The organism is Duganella violaceipulchra (genome assembly GCF_019166075.1).
In the GTDB taxonomy this organism is placed as follows: Bacteria; Pseudomonadota; Gammaproteobacteria; order Burkholderiales; family Burkholderiaceae_D; genus Rugamonas; species Rugamonas violaceipulchra.
The window spans coordinates 13,855-35,405 of record NZ_JAHTGR010000006.1; the positions used below are offsets into that span (position 1 = coordinate 13,855).

At 69.6% G+C, this 21,551-nt stretch carries 16 protein-coding genes; 4 read left to right on the top strand and 12 right to left on the bottom strand.

Annotated elements, in window-relative coordinates; all coding sequences use genetic code 11:
- Window positions 1–2: 2 nt before the first annotated feature.
- Genes KVP70_RS12675 through KVP70_RS12690 form a run of 4 tightly spaced genes read right to left on the bottom strand, consistent with a single transcriptional unit; the run spans window position 3 to window position 4,219 of the window.
- The gene (locus KVP70_RS12675; RefSeq protein ID WP_217942593.1) at window positions 3–899 is read right to left on the bottom strand and encodes a ribose-phosphate pyrophosphokinase; all 897 of its coding nucleotides are present in this window, start codon (window positions 897–899) and stop codon (window positions 3–5) included.
- A complete protein-coding gene (locus KVP70_RS12680; RefSeq protein WP_217942594.1) occupies window positions 899–2,437 on the bottom strand; it encodes a thymidine phosphorylase family protein in 1,539 nt (512 codons plus the stop codon). The genes KVP70_RS12675 and KVP70_RS12680 overlap by 1 nt, the downstream gene beginning before the upstream one ends.
- On the bottom strand, window positions 2,434–3,795 hold the full coding sequence (locus tag KVP70_RS12685) for an MBL fold metallo-hydrolase RNA specificity domain-containing protein (RefSeq protein ID WP_217942595.1): 1,362 nt from the start codon (window positions 3,793–3,795) through the stop codon (window positions 2,434–2,436). Before KVP70_RS12685 ends, KVP70_RS12680 begins: the two co-directional genes overlap by 4 nt.
- A gap of 40 nt (window positions 3,796–3,835) precedes the next feature.
- Window positions 3,836–4,219 carry a translational machinery protein gene (locus KVP70_RS12690; RefSeq protein WP_217942596.1) on the bottom strand — a complete coding sequence of 128 codons (384 nt, stop codon included), beginning with the start codon at window positions 4,217–4,219 and terminating at the stop codon, window positions 3,836–3,838.
- Window positions 4,220–4,353: 134 nt separating this feature from the next.
- Between KVP70_RS12690 and KVP70_RS12695 the strand changes: the two genes are divergently transcribed.
- Window positions 4,354–5,022, top strand: a complete 669-nt coding sequence (locus tag KVP70_RS12695; RefSeq protein ID WP_217942597.1) for a DUF6901 family protein — start codon at window positions 4,354–4,356, stop codon at window positions 5,020–5,022.
- Here the strand turns inward: KVP70_RS12695 and KVP70_RS12700 are convergent, their stop codons facing one another.
- The 8 genes from KVP70_RS12700 to KVP70_RS12735 all read right to left on the bottom strand — a co-directional run bounded on the left by KVP70_RS12700 (window position 5,023) and on the right by KVP70_RS12735 (window position 15,474).
- Window positions 5,023–6,492 carry a CHASE3 domain-containing protein gene (locus KVP70_RS12700; protein ID WP_217942598.1) on the bottom strand — a complete coding sequence of 490 codons (1,470 nt, stop codon included), beginning with the start codon at window positions 6,490–6,492 and terminating at the stop codon, window positions 5,023–5,025.
- Window positions 6,493–6,568: 76 nt separating this feature from the next.
- Window positions 6,569–6,946 (bottom strand): response regulator, encoded by a 378-nt coding sequence (locus KVP70_RS12705; protein ID WP_217942599.1) that lies wholly within the window; start codon window positions 6,944–6,946, stop codon window positions 6,569–6,571.
- A 26-nt stretch (window positions 6,947–6,972) separates the two neighbouring features.
- Window positions 6,973–9,882: a response regulator gene (locus KVP70_RS12710; RefSeq protein ID WP_217942600.1), complete on the bottom strand. Its 2,910-nt coding sequence runs from the start codon at window positions 9,880–9,882 to the stop codon at window positions 6,973–6,975.
- Window positions 9,879–10,910, bottom strand: a complete 1,032-nt coding sequence (cheB, locus tag KVP70_RS12715; protein ID WP_217942601.1) for a chemotaxis-specific protein-glutamate methyltransferase CheB — start codon at window positions 10,908–10,910, stop codon at window positions 9,879–9,881. Before cheB ends, KVP70_RS12710 begins: the two co-directional genes overlap by 4 nt.
- Entirely contained in the window at window positions 10,907–12,925 is a 2,019-nt protein-coding gene (locus KVP70_RS12720) for a response regulator (protein WP_217942602.1), read from the bottom strand. The genes cheB and KVP70_RS12720 overlap by 4 nt, the downstream gene beginning before the upstream one ends.
- Window positions 12,918–13,457 (bottom strand): chemotaxis protein CheW, encoded by a 540-nt coding sequence (locus KVP70_RS12725; RefSeq protein ID WP_217942603.1) that lies wholly within the window; start codon window positions 13,455–13,457, stop codon window positions 12,918–12,920. The genes KVP70_RS12720 and KVP70_RS12725 overlap by 8 nt, the downstream gene beginning before the upstream one ends.
- Window positions 13,454–14,953 carry a CheR family methyltransferase gene (locus KVP70_RS12730; protein WP_217942604.1) on the bottom strand — a complete coding sequence of 500 codons (1,500 nt, stop codon included), beginning with the start codon at window positions 14,951–14,953 and terminating at the stop codon, window positions 13,454–13,456. The genes KVP70_RS12725 and KVP70_RS12730 overlap by 4 nt, the downstream gene beginning before the upstream one ends.
- Window positions 14,950–15,474 carry a chemotaxis protein CheW gene (locus tag KVP70_RS12735; RefSeq protein ID WP_307730275.1) on the bottom strand — a complete coding sequence of 175 codons (525 nt, stop codon included), beginning with the start codon at window positions 15,472–15,474 and terminating at the stop codon, window positions 14,950–14,952. Before KVP70_RS12735 ends, KVP70_RS12730 begins: the two co-directional genes overlap by 4 nt.
- A 150-nt stretch (window positions 15,475–15,624) precedes the next feature.
- On the opposite strand from KVP70_RS12735, the gene KVP70_RS12740 reads away from it, so the two are divergent.
- The 3 genes from KVP70_RS12740 to KVP70_RS12750 are packed head-to-tail and all read left to right on the top strand — an operon-like array spanning window position 15,625 to window position 21,530.
- Complete coding sequence (locus tag KVP70_RS12740; protein WP_217942606.1) at window positions 15,625–15,996, top strand: response regulator; 372 nt, start codon at window positions 15,625–15,627, stop codon at window positions 15,994–15,996.
- A 16-nt stretch (window positions 15,997–16,012) separates the two neighbouring features.
- On the top strand, window positions 16,013–20,584 hold the full coding sequence (locus tag KVP70_RS12745) for a PAS domain S-box protein (RefSeq protein WP_217942607.1): 4,572 nt from the start codon (window positions 16,013–16,015) through the stop codon (window positions 20,582–20,584).
- A 13-nt stretch (window positions 20,585–20,597) separates the two neighbouring features.
- Window positions 20,598–21,530: a diguanylate cyclase domain-containing protein gene (locus KVP70_RS12750; RefSeq protein ID WP_217942608.1), complete on the top strand. Its 933-nt coding sequence runs from the start codon at window positions 20,598–20,600 to the stop codon at window positions 21,528–21,530.
- Window positions 21,531–21,551: the final 21 nt, after the last annotated feature.

Below are 21,551 nucleotides of genomic sequence, written 5' to 3' on the forward strand. Positions count from 1 at the left end.
ACTCAGGCCGCCGCGGCCAGCATGCGCGCCACCGCCGCCGCGATCGGCGCGCTCATGCCGATCTCGTTGCTGACGTGGGGCACGGTGTCGCAACTGACGATGCGCCCGGCGCCGGCCGCCTTCAGGTCGGCATAGGCGGTGTCGGCGAACAGCGCATGCACGCCGATGCAGACCGGCGCCGCGCCGCCGGCCGCCTTCAATTGCTGCGTGGCGGCGATCATGGTGCGGGCGGTCGAGATGATATCGTCCACCAGCACCGGCGTGCAGCCGGCCAGTACCGTCGCCGGCGGCAGCGACACGCTGACCTCGCGGTCGCCGCTGCGCACCTTGCGCAAGACCGTGTACGGACAGCCGACGGCGGCGGCCACCTGTCCGACCCACTGTTCACTTTCCTCGTCCGGTCCGACCAGCACCGGACGCTCCACATAGGCCGCGATCCAGCCGGCGATCTTCGGCGCGGCCGGCACCACCTCGGTGGCGATCGGGTATAGCTCCGACATGGCGTGAAACCGGTGCAGATGCGGGTCGACCGTCACCAGCCAGTCGAAGCAGCCCGACAGCAGCCGCGCCACATGGCGCGCCGTGACGCCCTGCCCCGGCGCGAAGCTGGCGTCCTGGCGCATATACGGCAGGTACGGCGCAACCAGGCCGACGCTGCGCGCGCCCAGCTCGCGCGCCACGCAGGCGCACAGGTACAAGGCCATGATTTTGTGGTCCGGCTGGTTCAGCGCGGCGACCAGGATGACGTCGCGATCGGCCACGGCGGGCGTCAGCTGCGGGCAGGTCTCGCCATCGGGGAACTGGTGCACCAGCAGCGCGCCGGCCTCGCAGCCCAGGCGCCCGCGCAGGTGGCCGGCGAATTGTTCGGCGCCCGGCAGCGCCATCAGCAGCGCAGTCATCACGCCTCCTGTATCGAAAAAATATTGTCCTGCGACTCGGCATAAGCGAGCGCATACGCCAGCTCGCCCGGCGACTCCGCGTGCAAGGTCAACAAAGGCTGGCCCGCGCTCAGCATGGCGCCCAGCGGCGCATGCAAGACCAATCCGGCCGCCGGCGATTTCGGCGCGCCGGCCAGCTTGGCCAGCCGCGCCAGGCGGCGGTTGTCGATGGCGATCAGGCGCCCCTGGTGCAAGGCGGTCAGCACATGGGTGTAGGCCGCGTGCGGCGGCGTACGCATGCCACCCTGCGCCTCGCAGATCGCTTGCAGCTTGCGCCAAGCGGCGCCGCTGTCGAGCACGCTGCGCGCCAGCGCGTGGCCGTCGCCGGGCGCCGCCTTGCGCCCCAGCTCCAGCACCCGCCCCGCCAGCAGCAAGGCGCGCTGGCGCAAATCGTCCGGTGCGCCGACCTGGTTCTGCAGCACCGCCAGCACATCCCACGCCTCCAGCGCCGGACCGACGCCGTGGCCGACCGGCTGGCTGCCGTCGCTCAGTATCACGCTGACGTTGATGCCGAGCGCCGCGCCGACCGCGTCGAGCCGGTGCGCCAGCGCGTGCGCGGCCTGCTGCGAGCGCACCTTGGCGGTGCGCCCGACCGGAATGTCGATCACCACGTGGGTGGAGCCGGCCGCTATCTTCTTCGACAGCACCGAGGCCACCATCATGCCGTCGCTGTCGAGGCCGAGCGGCCGCTCGACCCGGATCAGCACATCGTCGGCCGGACTGAGCGAGACCGCCCCGCCCCAGGCGATGCAGCCGCCCTCCCGCTCCACCACGCGCCGCATGGCCGGCAAGTCCAGCGCCACCGGCGCCAGCGTCTCCATGGTGTCGGCGGTGCCGGCCGGCGAGGTGATGGCGCGCGACGAGGTCTTGGGGATGGTCAGGCCGCAGGCCGCCACGATCGGCACCACCAGCAAGGTGGTGCGGTTGCCGGGCAGGCCGCCGACGCAATGCTTGTCGACCACCAGCTCGCTGTTCCAGTGCAGCCGCTGGCCCACCGCCACCATGGCGCGGGTCAGGGCGATGGTTTCGGCCACGTCCATCCGGTCGCCGGAACAGGCGGTGATCAGGGCCGCCAGCTCGATGTCCGAATAGCGGCCGTCGACCACGTCGCGCACGATGGCCTGGGCCGCGTCGATGCCGAGCGGCCGGCCGTAGATCTTGGCCCGCACCGCCGACATGGACGCCACCGGCTGCGCGTGCGCCACCCGCAAGGGCGCGCCTTCGCTGCCGCCCAGCGCGCACCAGGCCGCCTCCGACAGGCCCAGCTGGTCGACGTCGATCCAGTCGCCGTGCACCACGTTCAGCGTGGCCACGATATGCCGCTCGCCCAGCCAGACCTCGATGCGCGAACGCGATTCGAAGCCTTCCGATCTGCAGACCGGGCAATCGCTGCGCAGATAGGCGACCGGTTCCTGGTAGGTGTCGATGCGCAGGCGGCGCAGGCTCAGGCCGGGCACCGGCGCCACCAAGCCGGCGAGCGGCGCGGCCGCGCGGCTCATGCCAGCTCCTGCCGTTCCAGGTAGTCGGCCACGTGGCAATCCCAGTGCAGCGTCTGTTCGATGCGGTGGCGCAGCGCGTCGGCCGCCGCCGGTTCGCCGTGGGTGATGAAGGTGCGCTTGGGCGGCTGTTCGAAGTGGCCCAGCCAGGTCATGATCTCGCCGGCGTCGGCGTGCGCGGACAGATTGTCGATCTGCCGCACACTGGCGCGCAGCGGCACGTATTCGCCGTAGATCTTGATTTCCGGCGCGCCATCGAGCATGGCCGCGCCGCGCGTGCCTCCGGCCTGGAAGCCGGCGAACAGGATGGTGTTGCGCGAATCGCCACCGAACGCTTTCAGGTGGTGCAGCACGCGGCCGCCGGTGGCCATGCCGCTGGCGGCGATGATCACCATCGGCAGCTGCTTCTGGTTCAGCGTGATCGATTCCTCGACGCTGTTGACGATGTGGGCCGCGTGGCACATGGCCTCGCACTGCTGGCGGTCGAGGCGGTGCAGCTGGCGGTGCTTCGTGTACAGCGCGGTGGCGTCGGTGGCCATCGGACTGTTCAGGTAGACCGGCAGCCCCGACGGCAGCTGGCCCTTCTGCTTGAGCTGGTGGATGGCGTACAAGATCGATTGCGCCCGGCCGACCGCGAACGCCGGAATGATGGTGACGCCGCCGCGCGCGGCGGTCTCGCGGATGGTCTGGCCGAGCAGGATGGCGGGATCGGCCGGATTGTGCAGGCGGTCGCCGTAGGTCGATTCCAGCACCAGGTAATCGCTGCGGGCGATGTGGGTAGGCTCGACCATGATGGCATCGTGCAGCCGGCCCAGGTCGCCGGAAAAGGTCACGCTGCGCTGGCCGTCGTTGATGGTGACGATGGCCGCGCCCAGGATGTGGCCGCCAAGCGCCATCTGGCCGCGCAGCGGACCGCAAATCGCAAACGATTTGCCGAACTCGACCGGGGAAAAGAATTTCAGCGCCCGTTCGGCGTCCGCCTCGGTGTACAGGGGCAGCGCCGGCGCGTGCTTGCAATAGTTGTGGCGATTGGCGTGGTTGGCCTCCTCCTCCAGCAGACGGCCGCTGTCGGGCAGCAGGATCTTGCACAGATCGAAGGTCGCCTCGCTGCACAGGATCTTGCCGCGAAAGCCGTTCTTGACCAGCAGCGGCAGGTAGCCGCTGTGGTCCAGGTGCGCATGGGTCAGCACCACCGCCTGGATCGACGACGGCGCCACCGGCAGGTCGGCCCAGTTGCGCAGCCGCAGTTGCTTATAGCCCTGGAACAGGCCGCAATCGAGCAGCATGCGCGTATCGCCCGACGTCAGCAGATACTTGGAGCCGGTCACGGTGCCGGTCGCTCCGAGGAATTGTATGTTCATGTTTTCCACCTCTGCTGGGTTGAACGGATGCCGGCCGCGATCAGCGCAGCATGTCCGCCTTCAGGAAATACTTGCGCGCATACTTGAGCAGCTGGCCGTCGGTGGGATGGTCGGCGCTTTCGACGGCCATCACGCAGTGGGCGACGGCCGGATGATGCTTGATCAGATGCTTCATCAGCTCCAGCTTTTCCTGCGCCGGGCCGACGATCAGGATTTCGGTGGCGCTGGCCAGCGCGTGTGCCACATCGTCGAAATACGGCTTGCTCTCGGCCGCGCGGCCGGCGCCGATGGCGCCCGCCTTGGCATGCAGGCGCGGGTGGGTCGAGACGGTCTTGATGACTTCGCTGTCGGCGGCTTCGGCGTTGAAGTGGATAACGTGGGCCTGCACGTGGTCGATCCACGCTACGACATGATTGAAAGACATGAATTACTCCGGTGGTTAGGTAACATATGCAGTCTATTAAGGTGGAGAAACAAAATCCTTGATACAGATCAAAATCTGCCGAGCTGAACCGATTAGGAGTAGCCTGTGTAGTCCGACCTATCCGGGAGCCGTCCATGCAAAACGTGGTCTATCACTTTCGCTTCGCCGACGGCCAGAGCGCGCGCTGCGCGGTCGGCGATGACGCCGGGGACTCGCCGGCCGACTTTCCGGCATGGACCGCGCTGGCGCTGCAGCAGTGCCCCAACTGTCCGCTGCAGCCCGACAGCACGCCGCACTGCCCGATGGCGCTGCGCCTGGTGCCGCTGGTCGCCATCATGGGCAAGCTGCGCTCCTACGAGCAGGTCGAGGTGCGGGTCGAGATGGCGGAGCGCAGCGTCGCCAAGCTGACCACCGTGCAGCGCGGCGTGGGAGCCTTGATGGGCCTGCTGGTCGCCAGCAGCGCCTGTCCGCACGCGGACTTTCTGCGGCCGATGGCCCACTTCCATTTGCCGTTCGCGTCCGAGGAGGAAACCATCTACCGCGCGGCCTCCACCTATTTGCTGGGGCAGTATTTCATCGCGCGCGACGGCGGCGTGCCGGACTGGGAGCTGGACGGCCTGAAGGCGCGCTATCTGGCGCTGCAAACCGTCAACAGCGCGATGGCGAAACGCTTGCGCCACGCGGTCGACGAGGACGGCGCCATCAACGGGCTGGTCATCCTCGACTTGCTGGCCAAGGCGCTGCCCTACTCGATCGACGATAAGCTGGACGACATCAGGGCGGCGTTTGCCGCCGTTCGCTGATCACACCGCCTGCGGATGCACCAGCCGGCGCAGGTCCATCGACAAGCCGGCCAGCTGCGAGGCGGTTTGCAGCGTCTGGGCCGAGCTCGCCTCGGTCTCCTGCGTGGTCTGCGCCACGTCCGACACGGCGATGCGTACCTGGTCGGCCGCCGTGGCCTGCTGCTTGGTCGACAGCTCGATCTCGCGCACCGCCTCGGTGGTGGTGCTGACCAAGTCGGAAATCTGCTTGAACGCCAGCGCCACCTCGGCAAACTGGCGCGCCCCCAGGTCGACCGCCTTGGCGCCGCTCTCGGTGGCCATGACGGTGGTGTTGACGGCGCCGCGCACATCGTCGATCTGGATGCGGATGCCCTTGGTCGAGGCGGCCACGCGGTCGGCCAGCTTGCGGATCTCCTCGGCCACCACGGCGAAGCGGCGGCCGGCCTCGCCCGCGCCGCTGGCCTCGATGGTGGCGTTGATGGCCAGGATGTTGGTCTGTTCGGCCAGCTCGGAGACGATCTCGAGCACCGCGCCGATCTCCTGCGACTTGCGGCCCAGGTCCAGCATGTGGGTGACCACCAGGTCGGTCTGGCGGCGGATGCCGGCGATCGATTCCTGGCCCCGTTCCACCGTGCCCTCGCCGCTGCGCGCCGCGCCCGCGGTTTGCTCGGCGATCTGCGCCACCCGCTGGGCGCTCTCGGCGATCTGGCGCGAGGTCACGCCCAGCTCGCTGATGGTGGTGCTGATCTCGCTCATGGCGCTGGCCTGCTCGCGGGCGCCGGACGCCTGCTGGGTGGCGGCCGCCTGCAGCTCGGCCGATGAGCTCTGCACATGGCCCACCGCCATGCCCAGCCGGTCGGTCAGCGAGCGCGTGATGGTGAAGCCGGCGGCGATCACGAACAGCAGGCACAGCAAGGTGCCGCCGACGATGGTCAGCTTGGCCCGGTTGGCGGTGGTGTCCGCTTCGGCCTCGCGCTTGCTCAGCAGCGTGCGTTCATCGCGGATGATCTGATCGCACACCGCGCGCAGATTGTCCATCAGCTTCTTGGGCTGCCCGCTCAACACGAGCTTCATCGCTTCATCGGTCTGGCCGGCCTTGCGCAAGTCGATGATGCGCTTAACCAAGCCGAGCTTGCTGACCGCCAGCGCTTCGGCCTGGCCTATCCTGGCCTGCTGGTCGGCATAGTCGATGGTTAAGGTGCGCAGTTCGGCCATGGCCGCGGGCAAGCCGGCGACGGCGGACTCGACCGGCTCCAGATGGCTGGGATCGCCAGTCAGCAGATAACCGCGCTGGCCGGCCTCGGCTTCGGTCACCTCGCTCAGTAGCCCGGAGACATGCTCCAGCACTTTCTGCGTGTGATTGACCGCGCCGGCGGTGGCGACCAGCACATAGATGCTCCAGTACGCGGCGACGCCGATCGCGATCAGGAAGGTCGACGATACCGCGAAGCCGAACGCCAGCTTGCGTCCAAAGGTCCAGTTTCTGTTCATGATGCCTCGCTCCCTCAAGTCCTCACCCGGCGGATCGGTCCGCCCACCCTTGCGTGGTCCAATGGCGACGCCCTGGCTAGGCCGGCGGCGCCGGCCCCAGCAGGCGTGCCACCTCGGCCATGAAACTGTCGTAATCGATGGGTTTTTCGATGTAGCCGTCAAAGCCGGCCGCCAGCATGCGTTCGCGGTCGCCCTTCATCACGTAGGCGGTCAGCGCCGCCACCGGTATCGCCTGCGTGAGCGGCTCGGCCTTGAGGATGGCGACCGCCGCGATGCCGTCCAGTTCCGGCATCTGCACGTCCATCAAGATCAGGTCGGGCCTCTGCGCGCGGGCGATATCGATGCCGGCGCGCGCCCGCTCGGCGCAGTACAGCGTGTGGCCGCCGCTCTCCAGCATGATGCTGGTCAGCAGCATATTGCCAGGCGTATCTTCAACGATCAGTATGCGTGCCATCATCCCCCCCGGTTATCGTGCCGCGCTCACGGCCGCGGTTCGCCGGCGCGCCGCTGCAGCGCGCGGCCCACCTCGAACAGGAATTGCCGTCGACTGAAACTGTCTTTTTCCATGATGCGCAGCACCTGTCCGCTCAGGCGCCGCTTGTCGTCCTCGCTGACGCTGCGGTCGCTCAGCACCAGGATGGGCACCTCGGCGGCGGCGCCCTGGCGCAGCGCGGCGATCACCTCGAAGCCGCTGATGTCGGCCAGCACCAGGCCGATGATCAGCAGGTCCGGCCGCAGCACCGGCATGGCCGCCAGCGCGCTGGCGCCGTCGGCGTAGCACTGCACCTTGTAGTTCAGCGCGGCCAGGTCGTTGTGCAGGCGCACGCAGGTGTGGGCATCGTCGACGATCACCACCGTCGGCGCCAGCGCGTCGTCGTTGCCCAGGCCCAGCGCATACACGGCGTCGCGCAGGCTCTGGTGCGACACCGGCTTTTGCAGCAGCTGCGCCGCGCCCAGCACGCAGGCCTTCATTTCCTCGGCCAGGATGGAGACGATCACCACCGGCACGCTCTCCAGCCGCGGATTGCTCTTGATCTCGTCCAGCACCGCCCAGCCGCTGGCGTCGGGCAGCAGCAGGTCGAGCGTGATCAAGTCCGGCACTTCGCTGCGCGCCATGGCCAGCGCAGTGGCGGCGTCGCGCGCGTGGCTGACGGCGAAACCGATGCTCTCCAGATGCAGCTGCAGCAGCTCGGCGGCGTGCTCGTCGTCCTCGATCACCAGCACCCGGCGGCTGGCCGGATCGGGCGCCTTGGCCTGCGCTTCCAGCCGCAGCGGCAGCCACAGCGAGAACTGCGCGCCCAGCCCGCGCGCGCTGGTGACGCCGACCGTGCCGCCGTGCAGCTCGGCCAGGCGGCTGACCAGCGCCAGGCCCAGTCCGCTGCCCTCGTGCTGGCGCGAACTGGACGAATCGAGCTGGCTGAAGGTCTCGAACAAGGCTTGCAGGTCGGCGGCGGCGATGCCGTCGCCGCTGTCGCGCACCCGCACTTCCATGAAGTCCGGTTCGGCGCCGGCGGGCAGCGGCAGCAGCCGGCTGGTCCATTCGCCATCCTCGCCGTAGCCCACGTCCGCGCGCCGCACGCGGTGCAGCGACAGCGTGACGCGGCCGCCGTCATGGCTGAACTTGACCGCGTTCGACAGCAGGTTGTAGGCCATTTGCCGGAACTTGCGCAGATCCACCTGCACCGGCCCCAGCAGTGCGCACGGCAGGAACTCCAGGCCGATGCCGCGCCGCGCCGCGCTGTCCTGCACGATGGACAGGCAGGCGCGCAGCGTGGTGTTGGCGTCCACCGGCTCCAGCGCCAGGTCCATCTTGCCGGCCTCCACCTTGGACAGGTCGAGGATGTCGTTGATCAGGCCCAGCAGGTGCCGGCCGCTGGCCAGCACATGGCCGACGCAGGTCTGCTGCTTGGCGCTGAGCTCGCCGGTGATGCCGCGCGCCATCAGGTCGGAGAAGCCGATGATGGCGTTCAGCGGCGTGCGCAGCTCGTGCGACATATTCGACAGGAACTCCGACTTGAGCCGGTTGGCCTGCTCCAGCTGGCGGTTCTTTTCCGCCACCTCGCGCTGGCCCGCCTCCAGCGCCTGCACCGCCTGCTGCAGATCGCGGTTCTTTTGTTCCAGCTCGGTCAACAGGGCGGCGCGGGAGTCGGCCAGCGCGCGCGCGGCGCGCATTTCGGCCGCCTCCAACTCCTTGCCCATCAGCTCGGCGCGGATGCGCCGGCTCTCGTCCTCGAACTGCTTGCGCCGCAGCTGGGCCCGCACGCGCGCCTTGAGCACGTCGAAGTCGCTCGACTTCAGCACATAGTCGTCGGCGCCGGTGGACAGGCCTTCGATCATCGCCGCCCGGTCCTCCATGGCCGTCAGCATGATCAGCGGAATGTCGCGGGTGGCGGGGTCGCCCTTGAGGCGGTAGCAGGTGTCGGTGCCGGACAGGCCGGGCATCAGCCGGTCCAGCAGCACGCAGTCGACCTTCTGCACCTTCAGCAGCGCCAGCGCCTGCTCGCCGGATTCGGCCAGGATCATGTCGTAGCCCTCGTCGCCCAGCACCTCGGCCAGCTCGAACAGATAGGTGCGGCTGTCGTCCACCGCCAGGATGCGCTGGCCGGCCTGCGGCGCCATCGGCTTGCCGCCGCCGTCCACATTGCGCAGCACCGCCGCCAGCCGCGCCAGCAGCATGCCGGCGTCGCCGTCCTTGCGCACGAAGGCGTCGGCGCCCGCCTCCAGCGCGTGCAGTTCGGCACCCACTTCGTCGGCCCCGGTCAGCAGGATGCAGGGCACGGTGCGCAGCGCCGGATCGAGCCGCAAGCGGCGCACCACCCCGGCGCCGTCGATGCCGGGCAGCACCCGGTCCACCACCAGCGCCGCCGGCCGCCGCAGCGCCATGGCCCGCAAGCCTTCCTCGCCGGTGTGGGCCAGCGCCACCTGGTAGCCCTGCTCGCGCAGCAGCGCGCCCAGCTGTTCGCGGTAGGTCAGGCTGTCGTCGATCACCTGCACCAGCGGCGCGGCGTCGGCCGGCGCGCCGGCCAGCTCCAGCAGCTGCATCGCGCGCGCCACCAGGCGGTCGCGGTCGTAGGGCTTGCCGACGTAATCGTTGGAGCCGGTCAGCATGCCGCGGATGCGGTGGCTGACCTGGGCCTCGCTCGACAACACCAGCACCGGCAAGCTGGCGCCGGCCTCGGTGGCGCGCACTTCGCGCAGCAGGTCGATGCCATCGCCGTCGGGCAGCATCACGTCCAGTATCATCAGGCCCACTGGCTGGCTGGCCATGACGGCGCGCGCCTCGGCCAGGGTGGCGCAGGCGATGGTGGCGATCCGGTGCTCCTCGAACGCCTCCTCCAGGTCGGCCCGCACGGTCAGGCTGTCGTCGACGATCAGCACCGGGGCGGTCATGGCGCCCTCCACGTCGCCAGCGCGGCCAGCGCCGGGCCGATCTCCGCCAGCGGCAGGATGCGCTGCGCCGCGTTCAGCAGCGCCGCCTCGCGCGGCATGCCGTACACCACGCTGCTGGCCTCGTCCTGGGCGATGGTCAGGCCGCCGCTGTCGCGCACCGCCAGCATGCCGCGCGCGCCGTCCTGGCCCATGCCGGTCAGCAGCACGGCGGCGGCCGCGCCGCCGCATTCGCGCGCCACCGATTCGAACAGCACGTCGACCGCGGGCCGGCACGAGTGGCGCTCCGGCCCGCGCTCGCACACCAGCTGGCGGCCGCGCAGCTCCAGGTGCATGCCGGGCGCGGCCAGCACCACGCCGCGCGCGGGCAGCGGCTGCCCATGGCGCGCCAGCCGCACGTCCAGCGCGCAGTGGTCGTCCAGCCAGTCGACGAAGGGGGGGCCGAACGGCTCGGCGATGTGGATCACCACCAGCAACGGCAGCGGGAAATCCGCCGGCAGCGCGCCCAGCACGTCGACCAGCGCGCGCGGCCCGCCGGTCGATGCGCCGACCGCGATCAGCCGCAAGCCCTGGCGCGGGATGGCGGCCGGCGGCGCCAACGGCGCGGCGGCGCGCCGTCCGCGCAGATGGGTCACCACCTTGATCCTGGCCACCAGCTTGAGCATGGCGAGGTAGTGCTCGCCCCAGCCGAATTGGTCGGGCCGGGGCTTCTCGATCACGTCCAGCGCGCCGGCCGCCAGCGCCTCGTAGGTGCGGAACAGCTCGCCCCGGTTGACCGACGAAGACACCACCAGGATGGGCGTCGGGCAATAGGCCATGATGTATTCGGTGGCGGCCAGCCCGGTCATCACCGGCATCATCATGTCGAGCGAGATCACGTCCGGCCGCAGCGCCAGGCACAGCTCGATGGCCTGCTTGCCGTCCTCGGCCGCGCCGACCAGCTCGATCGCCGGATCGGCCGCCAGCAGCTCGCACAGGTGCATGCGCACCGTCAGCGAATCCTCCACCACCAGCACCCGTAGTTTGCTCATCGCTGCACCAGTTCCCCGATCCGCGCCAGGAAGGCGGTCTGATCGAATTCGTTCTTGACGATGTAGCCGTTGGCGCCGGCCTCGGCGCCGCGGCGCCGGTGCGCTGCCGTGTCGAGCGAGGTCACCAGCATGGCCGGGATGTCGCGCAGTTGCGGATCGGCGCGGATTTCGGTGATGAAGCCGAAGCCGTCCATGCCCGGCATCTCGACGTCGACCAGGAATAGCGCGTAGCGGTTGTGCCGCGCCAGCTCCAGCCCTTCCTCGGCCGAGGCCGCCAGCGCCACCTGGTAGCCGGCCGATTCCAGGATGCTGCTCTCGAGCATGCGGGTGGTCAGCGAATCGTCGACAATCAGGATCGGCAGGCAAGGCGGTGCCACTTCGCGCCCGCTGCTGCGGCGCCGGGTCAGCGCCCGTCCCAGCTCCTCGGGATCGAGCACCAGGCGCGGCTCGCCCTCGATGTCCAGGTACAGGCCCAGCACCATGGGATCGGCCACCACCAGCGGCGGCAGCCCCCGCAGCACCACACTGTCGACGCCGCCGAGCCGGCTGGCGGCCAGGGCCAGCAGCTCGCCCTGGCTGCGGATCACCACCGCCGTCATCGCGCGCGGCGACCACAGGTGCTGACCTTGCTGCCCCTGGCGCGCGGCCGCGCCCACCGCCAGCGGCAGCAGCGGCAGCAGCTGGCCCTGGTAGACGATGGCGCCGCCGTCCACCGTGTGCACCACCTGCTCCAGCGGCACCCGCAGCGCGCCATGCACGGCGTCCAACGGCAGGGCCATGGTCTGGCCGTCGGCCTCGACCAGCAACACGTCCAGCGCCGCCAGCGTCAGCGGCACGCTCAGCTCGAAGCTCGCGCCGCCCCCGCCGCTGGCGGCCTGGGCCCTGCCGCCCAGCTTGCCCATCGCGGCCCGCACCACGTCCATGCCGATGCCGCGCCCGGACAGCTCGGTCACCACGCTGCTGGTGCTGACGCCGCCCTGCATCAGCCGCGCCAGCAGGCCGGCGCTGTCGTCCGGCGCATCGAGGCCGCGTTCGGCCAGCGAGCGCCGCAACGCCGCCTGGTCGATGCCACGGCCGTCGTCACGGCAGCGGAACCACACCATGTAGCCGCGCCGCGCCACCTCCAGCACGATGCGGCCGGGCGCCGGCTTGCCCGCCGCCAGCCGCTCGGCCGGGGGCTCGATGCCGTGCGCCACCGCGTTGCGCACCAGTTGCAGCAAGGCGCCCAGTACCACGTCCAGCACTTCGCCGTCGACCCGCAATTGGCCGCCGCTGGCTTCGAACACGACTTGGCGGCCGCTGCTGTGCGCGGCGTCGCGCGCGCAGCGCTCCAGTGTGGTGAAGATGCCGGCCACCGGCACCAGCCGCAGGCGCTCGGCGGCGTCGCGGGTCTGGCGCAGTTCGCGGTCGATGCGCTCGGCGCCGCCGGCCATGCGGCGCTCCAGCGTGTCGAGCTGCGCCACCAGCACCCGGCCGCCCTGCGCGGCGTCGCCCGCCAGCGCCAGTTCGCGCAAGGCGTCCAGCGTGCCGATGGCACGCCGCATCGCCGCCAGTTCGGTGCCGATCTCGCCCAGTCCCTCCAGCAGCACGTCGACTTCCAGCACGTCGGCGCGACCGAGCCGCTGCGGCGCTTCTGCCTCTCCTTCGGCAGCCGGCGCGCCGCCGCTGGCGACAACCGGGCCGGGCGCGGCGGCGGCCTCGGGCTGCGGCAGCTGCGCCAGCAAGCCGTTGACGCGGTCGCACGCGGCCAGTAGCTGGTCGACGGTGCTGCGCGGCAGCGGCGCGTCGTCGCTGCGCAGGGGCGCCAGCATTTCCTCGACACCGTGGATCAGGTCGGCGATTTCCGCCTGCCGCACCACCCGCGCCGCGCCCTTCAGCGTGTGCGCCCAGCGCAGCAGCAAGGCCACCTGCTCGGTGTCGCGCACGCCCTGCTCCAGCGCCAGCACGCCCTGGCCGATCTGCTCGATCAGCTCGCGCGCCTCGATGCGGAAATAGCGGTAGGGATCTTTAGCCATGGCCGCCTCCCTGCTGCGCGCGCACGGTGCGCGCCTCGACCTCGGCCGCCAGCGCGGCGATGGCCAGCACCGGCACCACGCCGGCGGCCGTGCGCACCGCCTCGCATTGCTGGCCGTGGCCGCCGGCGTCGGCCGCCGCGATCAGCTGTTCGGCGCTGGCGCAGATGTGGGATTCGAAGGCTTCGAAGGCGAACGCCAGCGGCGCGCTGCCCTGCACCAGCACCATCCAGCGCGGCGCGCCGGCGGCGGCCTTGCCCAGCAAGCTGGTCAGCTGATAGACCGGCACGATCTGGCCGCGGAAATTGGTCACGCCCAGCAGTTCCGGCATTGGGCTGGGCACCTCCAGGATGCGGCGGTCGGCGTGCAGGCCGCGGATGTCGGCCAGGCGGATCGCATAGGGCTCGGCGCCTATCCGTATCGTCAGCAGGTTGACGCTGCCGGCCGCCGGCAGGCTGGGCGCCAGCGCGAACGAACGGTCGAATTGCTCGCGCAACTGGCGGGCGCTGTCGGCCGGCAGGTTTTGCTGGCTCATGGCGCCGCTCCCAGCGCGGCCAGCTCGGCCCGGCACAAGCCCACCAGCGCGCTGCGCGGGAAGCCGCCGCCGAACAGCAGCAGGCGCGAGGCTTCCTCGTGCTGGAGCAGGATCAGGGCCTGGGCCAAGTCGCGCCGGGCCGCCTCGGCGTCGCCCATGCGCCGCTCCAGCAGGCCGATGTGCAGGCGCGCCAGCGCGAAGCCCGGATCGAGGTAGGCCGCGCTGCGGTAGTGGGCCAGCGCCGCCCCGCTGTCGCCGCCCTCCTCGTGGCACAGCGCCAGCACGTACTGGGCGCCGGCGTTGAGCTCGTCGCGCGCCAGCAACTGATGGCAGACGTTTTGCGCCGTCGCCAGCGCGCCGCTCTGGCTGAGCGAGATCGCCTTCAACAGCAGCACGTCGGGGTCGTCCGCATGTTGCTGCGGCAGCTTGTCGATCAGCGCCAGGCTCTGCTCGAACTGTTCGTTGTGCAGGCAGGTCAGCGCGTGGTGCAGGTCGGCCTGCGCCGGCGCCGACGGCATGGCGCCGGCGCGCGGCGCCGCCACCGCCAGCGTGTCGATGCGCTGCGCGGCGCGGGCGATGACGTCGACCCAGGCCGGGTCGTCGAACAGCACCGGCCGGGTTTGCACGCCGTTCCACGGCGGCTGGTTGAAGTCGGCCGGCAGCGGCGCCTGGCCGGCGTACAGCTTGCGCCGGTAATAGAAAGTCGCGTGGGTGTGGCACAGGTGGAAATCGTGCGACAGGCCGCGCAAGGTTTCCGCGTGGCCCATGAACAGGTAGCCGCCGGGCGCCAGCGCGCCGGCGATGCGCGCCACCGCCGCCTGCGCCTGGGCCGGGCTGAAGTACATCAGCACATTGCGGCAAAAGACGATGTCGTAGCTGCCCGGCGCCCACAGTTCATCGTCGTCCTGGGCCAGGTTGCGCTGGTCGAAGCGCACCGAGCGCCGCACGCTGTCGTTGAGCGCATACAGCTCGCCTTCGCCGCTGAACCAGCGGGCCCGCATGGCCGGGCTCACTTCGCGCAGCGACCAGGCCGAGTAGCGCGCCCGCGCCGCCTTGGCCAGCATGGCGGGATTGGCGTCGACGGCGCGGATCTCGACGCTGCCGGCGCCCAGCGGGCCGGCCTCGCGCGCGGTGATGGCCAGCGTGTACGGTTCCTCGCCGGAGGCGCAGCCGGCCGACAGCACCCGCACCGGCAAACCTTCGCGCGCCTGCCAGCAGGCCGGCAGCGCCACTTCGGCAAAGGCGCGGATCTGCTCGATGTTGCGATAGAAATAGGTTTCGGTGACGGTCAGGTCGACCGCCAGCCGGTGCAGCGCCTCGCAGGGCGCGGGCGCCGCCGCCAGCCTGGCGATAAAGGCGGCGCTGTCGCCGCCCGCGTGCAGGGCCAGCACGCGCGCCAGGTTGCCCAGCTTGGTCTCATCGAATTGCAGGCCCAGCCGTTCGACGATCAGGTCGCGGAATTGCGCCACCTGGGTGGAGGTTGGATCGAGGTTCATGCGGCCGCTTCCCCGACCGCCAGGGCTTGCCACATGGCCTCGGGCACCATGCGGCCGGCGCGCAACACCAGCAGCAATTCGGCGTCGAGGGTGGCGATCGCTTGCACCAGGCCGTCGTCGCTACTGTCGAGCAAGGGGGCGATCTCGGCCAGCGCGGCGGCGGCCAGCTGGCGCACGCCGATCACGCCGTCCACCGCCAGCGCCAGTTGGCGCGGGCCGACGGTCAGGGCGACAAAACGCGACACCTGGGGCGAACGGGACGGTCCGACCAGGCGGGCGCAATCGATGACCGGAACCGGGACGCCGCGTATCAGGGCCAGGCCGAGCAGGAAGTCGGCCATGGCGGGCATCGGATCGACCGGCAGAGCCCGCATGATTTCACGCACATGGCGCAACGGCAGCGCACACAGGCGTTGCCCGCTGCGGCACAATAGGACTGAATGCAATGCCTCGCTATCGAATGTCATGGAGACCCATTTCACTGAGCAGCACAATGCGTGGGAAGCGGGCTGCGCTTCCATGAAGGTTACAGAAGATTCTAACAGAGAATCTATCCAAAAATCACATGACGTAAATTGGCTCAGGGCACCATAATCTGCGCTATAGTCAGTGTCGCAAAGGCATAGGAGAAGGCGTCGATAGCGCAGGATACGAGAACCCCGGTATTCATCGTGGACGACAACGCCATGACGCGCACGCTGTTGCGCATGATGATACAAGGCGAGCAGTATCAGGTGGTTGGCGAGGCCGGGACCGCGGAGCAGGCGCTGGAACGGCTGCTGGCCATCCGCCCCGCCATCGTCTGCCTCGACGTGCGCCTGCCGGACGTGGACGGCCCGGAACTGTTGCGGCGCATCCGCGCGCTGTTGCCCGCCTGTGCGATTTTAATGGTGACAGCCTGCAACGACCGTGGCACAGTGGAAACTGCGATGCGGGACGGCGCCAACGGTTTCATCCTCAAGCCATTCAATCCCGGCACCGTGCTGGACGCGCTCAATCATGTCGCCGCCTCGCTCGGCGGCGCCAAGCCACCCGACCAGTAGCGAAAGGGCCACGGCCATGCAGTCGTTGATATCGCGCCCGCTGGCGCGCGGAAGTGCCCGGCGCGCGCTGGCCGCCGCCCTCGCCGCGCTGGTGACCGTGGTCTTCGTCCTGTACGCGCTCGGCCGCTATGAAGGCCAGCAAACGCTGACGGAGCTGGAAATCCGCATTAGCGGCCGCAGCATCGCCAACGCCGGCATCTTGCAGCGCAAGCTGGAAGACTTGCGGCGCGACGCCATCTTCCTGGCCAGCGTGCCGCCCGTCGCCGGGCTGGCCCGCGCCGAGGGCAATAGCGGTTTCGATGCCCAGGAAAGCACGCCCAGCGCCAACTGGGAAGCGCGGCTGGTCAACATCTTCAGCGCCTACGCCACCGCCAACCCGGACATCACCCAGCTGCGCCTGATCGGCGTGGCCGATCATGGCAGGGAGCGCATCCGGATCGACCGCACAGGCGGCAAGCTGGCCGTTACCGCCAAGGCCGAGCTCCAGCAAAAAGGTGACCGGGACTACATGCGCATGGCGATGCGCCTGCCGGCCGGCCAGACCTATCTGTCGGAAATTGACCTTAACCGCGAACGCGGCGTGCTGCAGCTACCGCACCTGGCCACCCTGCGCGCGGCCACGCCGGTGTACAACAGCGCGGGACAGGTGTTTGGCGTGGTGGTCATCAATTATGACGTCGCTGCGATCATGCGCCCGCTCAGCGCCAATCTGCCGACCGGCTTCCGCGCCTACCTGACCAATGCCGCCGGCGACTTCGTGCTGCACCCCGACCCGTCGCGCACCTATGGTTTTGAACTGGGACGGCGTTGGCGCCGGCAGGACGAATTCACTCCCGCCCACGGCGGCGAATTGTCGACCGCATTGCAGCGGGTCACGGCCGACAATGGGCAGTCGCTGTTTGTGGCGGAAACGCGGATCAGACTCGATCCGGCCGCGCCTGCGCGCGACTACCACTTCATGCTGGCGACCACCGATACCGCCGTCGCCAGCGCCATGACGACGATGCGGCTCGGCGTCCTGTTGGCGATGGTGGTGGGCGCCGTGCTGGTCGGCGCGGCGGCCCAGCTGTATCTGCGCCAGCGGCGCAAGGTGGATGAATACCAGGCCCGCATGTCCGCCATTGTGGAAAACTCCCACGACGCCATCATCGGCAAGACGCTGGACGGCGTCGTTACCAGCTGGAACCAGGGCGCGGCGCAGATGTTCGGCTATGCGCCGGCGGAGGCCATTGGCCGCCCGCTCGCGGAACTCATCGTCCCGGCCGATGCGGCGGACGAGGAAGCGCAGATCTTGCGCCGCATCGCCGCCGGCGACGGCGTCGCCGACCTGCACACCCGGCGCCGCCACCGGGACGGCAGGCTGTTGACCGTCTCCATCACCTCGTCGCCGATCCGCGACGCCGACGGCCGCGTGATCGGCGCCGCCAAGACCGTGCGCGACATCGGCGAGCAGGAAACGGCCAACCAGCGCATCCGCGACATGAACGCGACGCTTGAGCAGCAGGTGCGCCAGCGCACCCTGCATCTTGAATCGGTCACCATGCTGCAACGGGCCATTCTCGACCACGCCTCCTACGCCATCATCGCCACCGACGAGGCGGGCGTCATTCAGCTGTTCAATCCGGCCGCGGAGCATATGCTCGGTTATGCGGCAGATCAAGTTCTGGGGCGGATGACGCCCGCCGTGTTGCACGATCCGGACGAAGTGGTGGCGCGGGCGGCCGTGCTGTCGCAGGAATTGCACACCCCGGTGGAAGCCGGCTTCGAGACCTTCGTCGCCAAGGCCCGGCGCGGCCTGGCGGACGAGAACGAATGGACCTACATCCGCCGCGACGGCACGCGCTTCCCGGTGCTGCTGTCGGTGACCGCCCTGAGCGGCGCGGACGGCGCCATCAACGGCTACCTGGGCATCGCCTCCGACATCACGGCGCGCGAGCAGGACCGGCGGGTGCTGGTCGCTGCCCGCGATCAATTGCTCGACGCCGCCGAAGTGGCCGAACTGGGCATCTGGAGCTGGACCCTGGACACCGGCTTGCTGGAGTGGAACCCGCGCATGTACGACTTTTACGACATCGCGCCGGACGCCTACGGCGGCGCACTGCACCACGAGCATTGGCGCCAGCACATCCATCCGGACGATGTCGACGCCACCGTGGCCAAACTGATGGGCCTGGTCGCCGGCACCGACAAATACGATCCGGTGTTCCGCGTCGTGCGCGACGACGGCAGCTTGCGCTACATCCAGGCGGCCGCCTCGGTCGAGCGCGACGCCCAGGGCAAGGCGATCAGGGTGCTGGGCATCAACCGCGACATCACGGCCCAGCATCAGGCCGAAGCCACGCTGCGCGCCGCCACCGAGGCGGCCGACAGCGCCAACCGGGCCAAGTCGGAGTTCCTGGCCAATATGAGCCATGAGATCCGCTCGCCGATGAATGCGGTGCTGGGCATGCTGGCCTTGCTGAAAACCACCGCGCTCGACGTGCGCCAGCTCGACTACGCCAGCAAGGCCGAAGGCGCCGGCCGCGCCTTGCTGGGCATCCTCAACGATATCCTCGATTTCTCCCGCGTGGAAGCGGGCAAGCTCACGCTCGATCCCCATCCCTTCAGCAACGACCAGCTGCTGCGCGAGATCAGCGTGATCCTGGCGGCCAACCTGGCCGACAAGGAGATTGAAATCTCCTACCAGATCGACCCCGCCCTGCCCGACTGGATCATCGGCGACGCCATGCGCTTGCAGCAGGTGCTGATCAACCTGGCCGGCAACGCCATCAAATTCACCCAGCAAGGCGAAGTGGTGGTGTCGGTGCAAGCGCTGCCGCCGAAACCGCGCGACCTCGCCAAATACGGCGCCGACGCGCTGCGCGTGGGCTTCGGCATCCGCGATACCGGCATCGGCATCTCGGCGGAGCAATGCCAGCGCATCTTTGTCGGCTTTTCCCAGGCCGAGGCCTCCACCGCGCGCCGCTACGGCGGTTCCGGCCTGGGGCTGTCCATCAGCCAGCGCCTGGTGGCCATGATGGACGGCGTGCTGACGGTCGAGAGCGTCGTCGGCCAGGGCAGCACCTTCTCCTTCAGCATCGCCTGCCAGCGCGCGCCGGCGCCGGCGGTGGCCGGCCCCGGCGCCACCGGGCTCAAGCCGCAGCACTGCCTGGTGGTGGATGACCACGAGACCGCACGCGCCTCGATGACCGCCATGCTGGCGTCGTTTGGCTGGACGGTCGATGCCGTGCCCGGCGGAGGCGACGCCCTGGCCGCCATCGGGCGCGGCGCCGCTCGTCCCTATGACGTGGTGTTCATCGACTGGCGCATGCACGGCATGGACGGTTGGGACACCGCGCTGCGCATCCGCCAGCGGGCTTCGTCCGGCCGGCCGCCGCTGATCATCATGGTCACTGCGTACGGACGGGAAGCATTGGCCCTGCAACAGAAAGACGACACGGTGCTGGACGGCGTGGTCGTCAAGCCGGCCACACCGTCGATGCTGTTCGACGCGGTTGCCAAGGCGCTCCATGCGGCCGGCACGCTGGATAGCGCCACCGTCCGCCCAGCCACCGGCGGGCGCCCGCTGGCCGGCATGCGCTTGCTGTTGGTCGAGGACAATCCGACCAACCAGCAAGTGGCGTTCGAACTGCTCGGCCAGGCCGGCGCGAATGTCGAGGTCGCCAACGACGGCAAGGCGGCGATCCGGGCGGTCCAGGACGCGCTGCCGCCCTTCGACTGCGTGCTCATGGATATACAAATGCCGGAGATGGATGGCTACACCGCCACCCGCGCCATCCGCGCGCAGCCCAAGGGCGAGCGCTTGCCCATCATCGCCATGACCGCCAATGTCATGGATAGCGACCGTGAACTGGCGCTGGCCGCCGGCATGAACGACCATGTCGGCAAGCCGTTCGACCTGCCCGGACTGGTCGAGACCATCTGCCGCCATACCGGCAGAAACAAGCCGGACGCGTTGGCGGCGGCGCCGGCCCGGTCGACGCCGCAGTTGACCCGGCCTGGCCTGGAAGGCGGGACGGCGCTGGCCCGCTTCGGCGGCAATATGCTGTTCTACCGGCGCGCGCTGCGCGGTTTCGCGGCGGAACTGGCCACGCTGGAGGACCAGGTGCCGCTGCTGCCCGGCGCCAGCGCGGCCAGTGCGGCCGCGCTGCACAGCCTCAAGGGCGTGGCCGGCACCGTCGGGGCCGACGCGCTGGCGGCGGCCGCGTCCGCGCTGGAGCAGCTGGTGCGCGAGCAGGCCAGTCCCGCCGCGTGGGCCGCCGCGCACGCGGATTTGATGACGGTGGCGCGCCAGGCGGCTGAAAGCGCCTCCGCGCTGGCACTGGAGCTGGAACGCCTGGAACCGGCGCTGTCCGCCGCGGCGGCCGATCCGGCGGCGCTGCCGGCGACGCTGGGCAAGCTGCACGGCTTGTTGGCGGCCTCGAATCTGGACGCCTTGCCGCTGTTCGAGGCCCTGCTGCGCGACTATGGACAGTGCATGCCGGCGGCGTTCGCCGAGATGAACGACGCCATCGAACGCTTCGACTTCGCGGCGGCGGCGCAGCATTGCGACGCCATGCAGCGTCAATTATTGGCCGAACCATCGTAACCGGAAAGATAAAATGACCATAAACGTACAGCCCGGCGCACGACGCGGCAAAGTGCTGTTGGTGGATGACCAGCAGGCCAATCTGCGGCTGATGCACCAGATCCTGGCGGACGAATATGAACTGTTTGTCGCCACCGGCGGCGCGCAGGCGCTGGAGCTGTGCGAGCGCAGCGCGCCCGACCTGGTGCTGCTCGATGTCGTCATGCCCGGCCTGGATGGCCTGGAAGTATGCCGCCGCCTGAAACAGAGCCCCGATACGCGCGGCATCGCCGTCATCTTCGTGACCGCCGGCACCACGCCGGAGGAGGAAAACGCCTGCTGGGAAGCCGGCGGCGCCGACTTCGTGACCAAGCCGGTCAATCCGCTGACGCTGCGCCACCGGGTGCGCGCGCATTTGCAACTGAAGCAGTATGTCGACGCGCTGCACGCGCTGGCCTTCGTGGACGGCCTGACCGGCATCGCCAACCGGCGCCACCTGAACGAGCGGCTGGAGATCGAATGGCGGCGCTGTCTGCGCAGCGGCATGCCGCTGGCGGCGCTGATGATCGATGTGGATTTCTTCAAGCGCTATAACGACCGCTATGGCCACCAGGCCGGCGACGACTGCCTCAAACGGGTGGCCGGCGCGCTGTCCTCGGCCATGCAGCGGGCCGGCGACCTGGCGGCGCGCTATGGCGGCGAAGAGTTCCTCTGCCTGCTGCCGGAAACCGACGCCACAGCCGCCCGCGCGCTGGCCGAGCGGGTCGAGCAGGCCGTGCGGGACTTGGCCATCGAGCATCTGGACTCGGCAACCGCGCCCGTGGTCACGGTCAGCGTCGGCGTGGCTGTCATGTGTCCGCTGCAGGACGATGCGCCCGCCACCCTGCTGCAACGGGCCGATGCCGCCTTGTACCAGGCCAAGCAGCTGGGGCGGGGACAGGTCGTCATCGCAAGCGACCAGGACTGACGCCGCGGCGGGCCGCTGGCC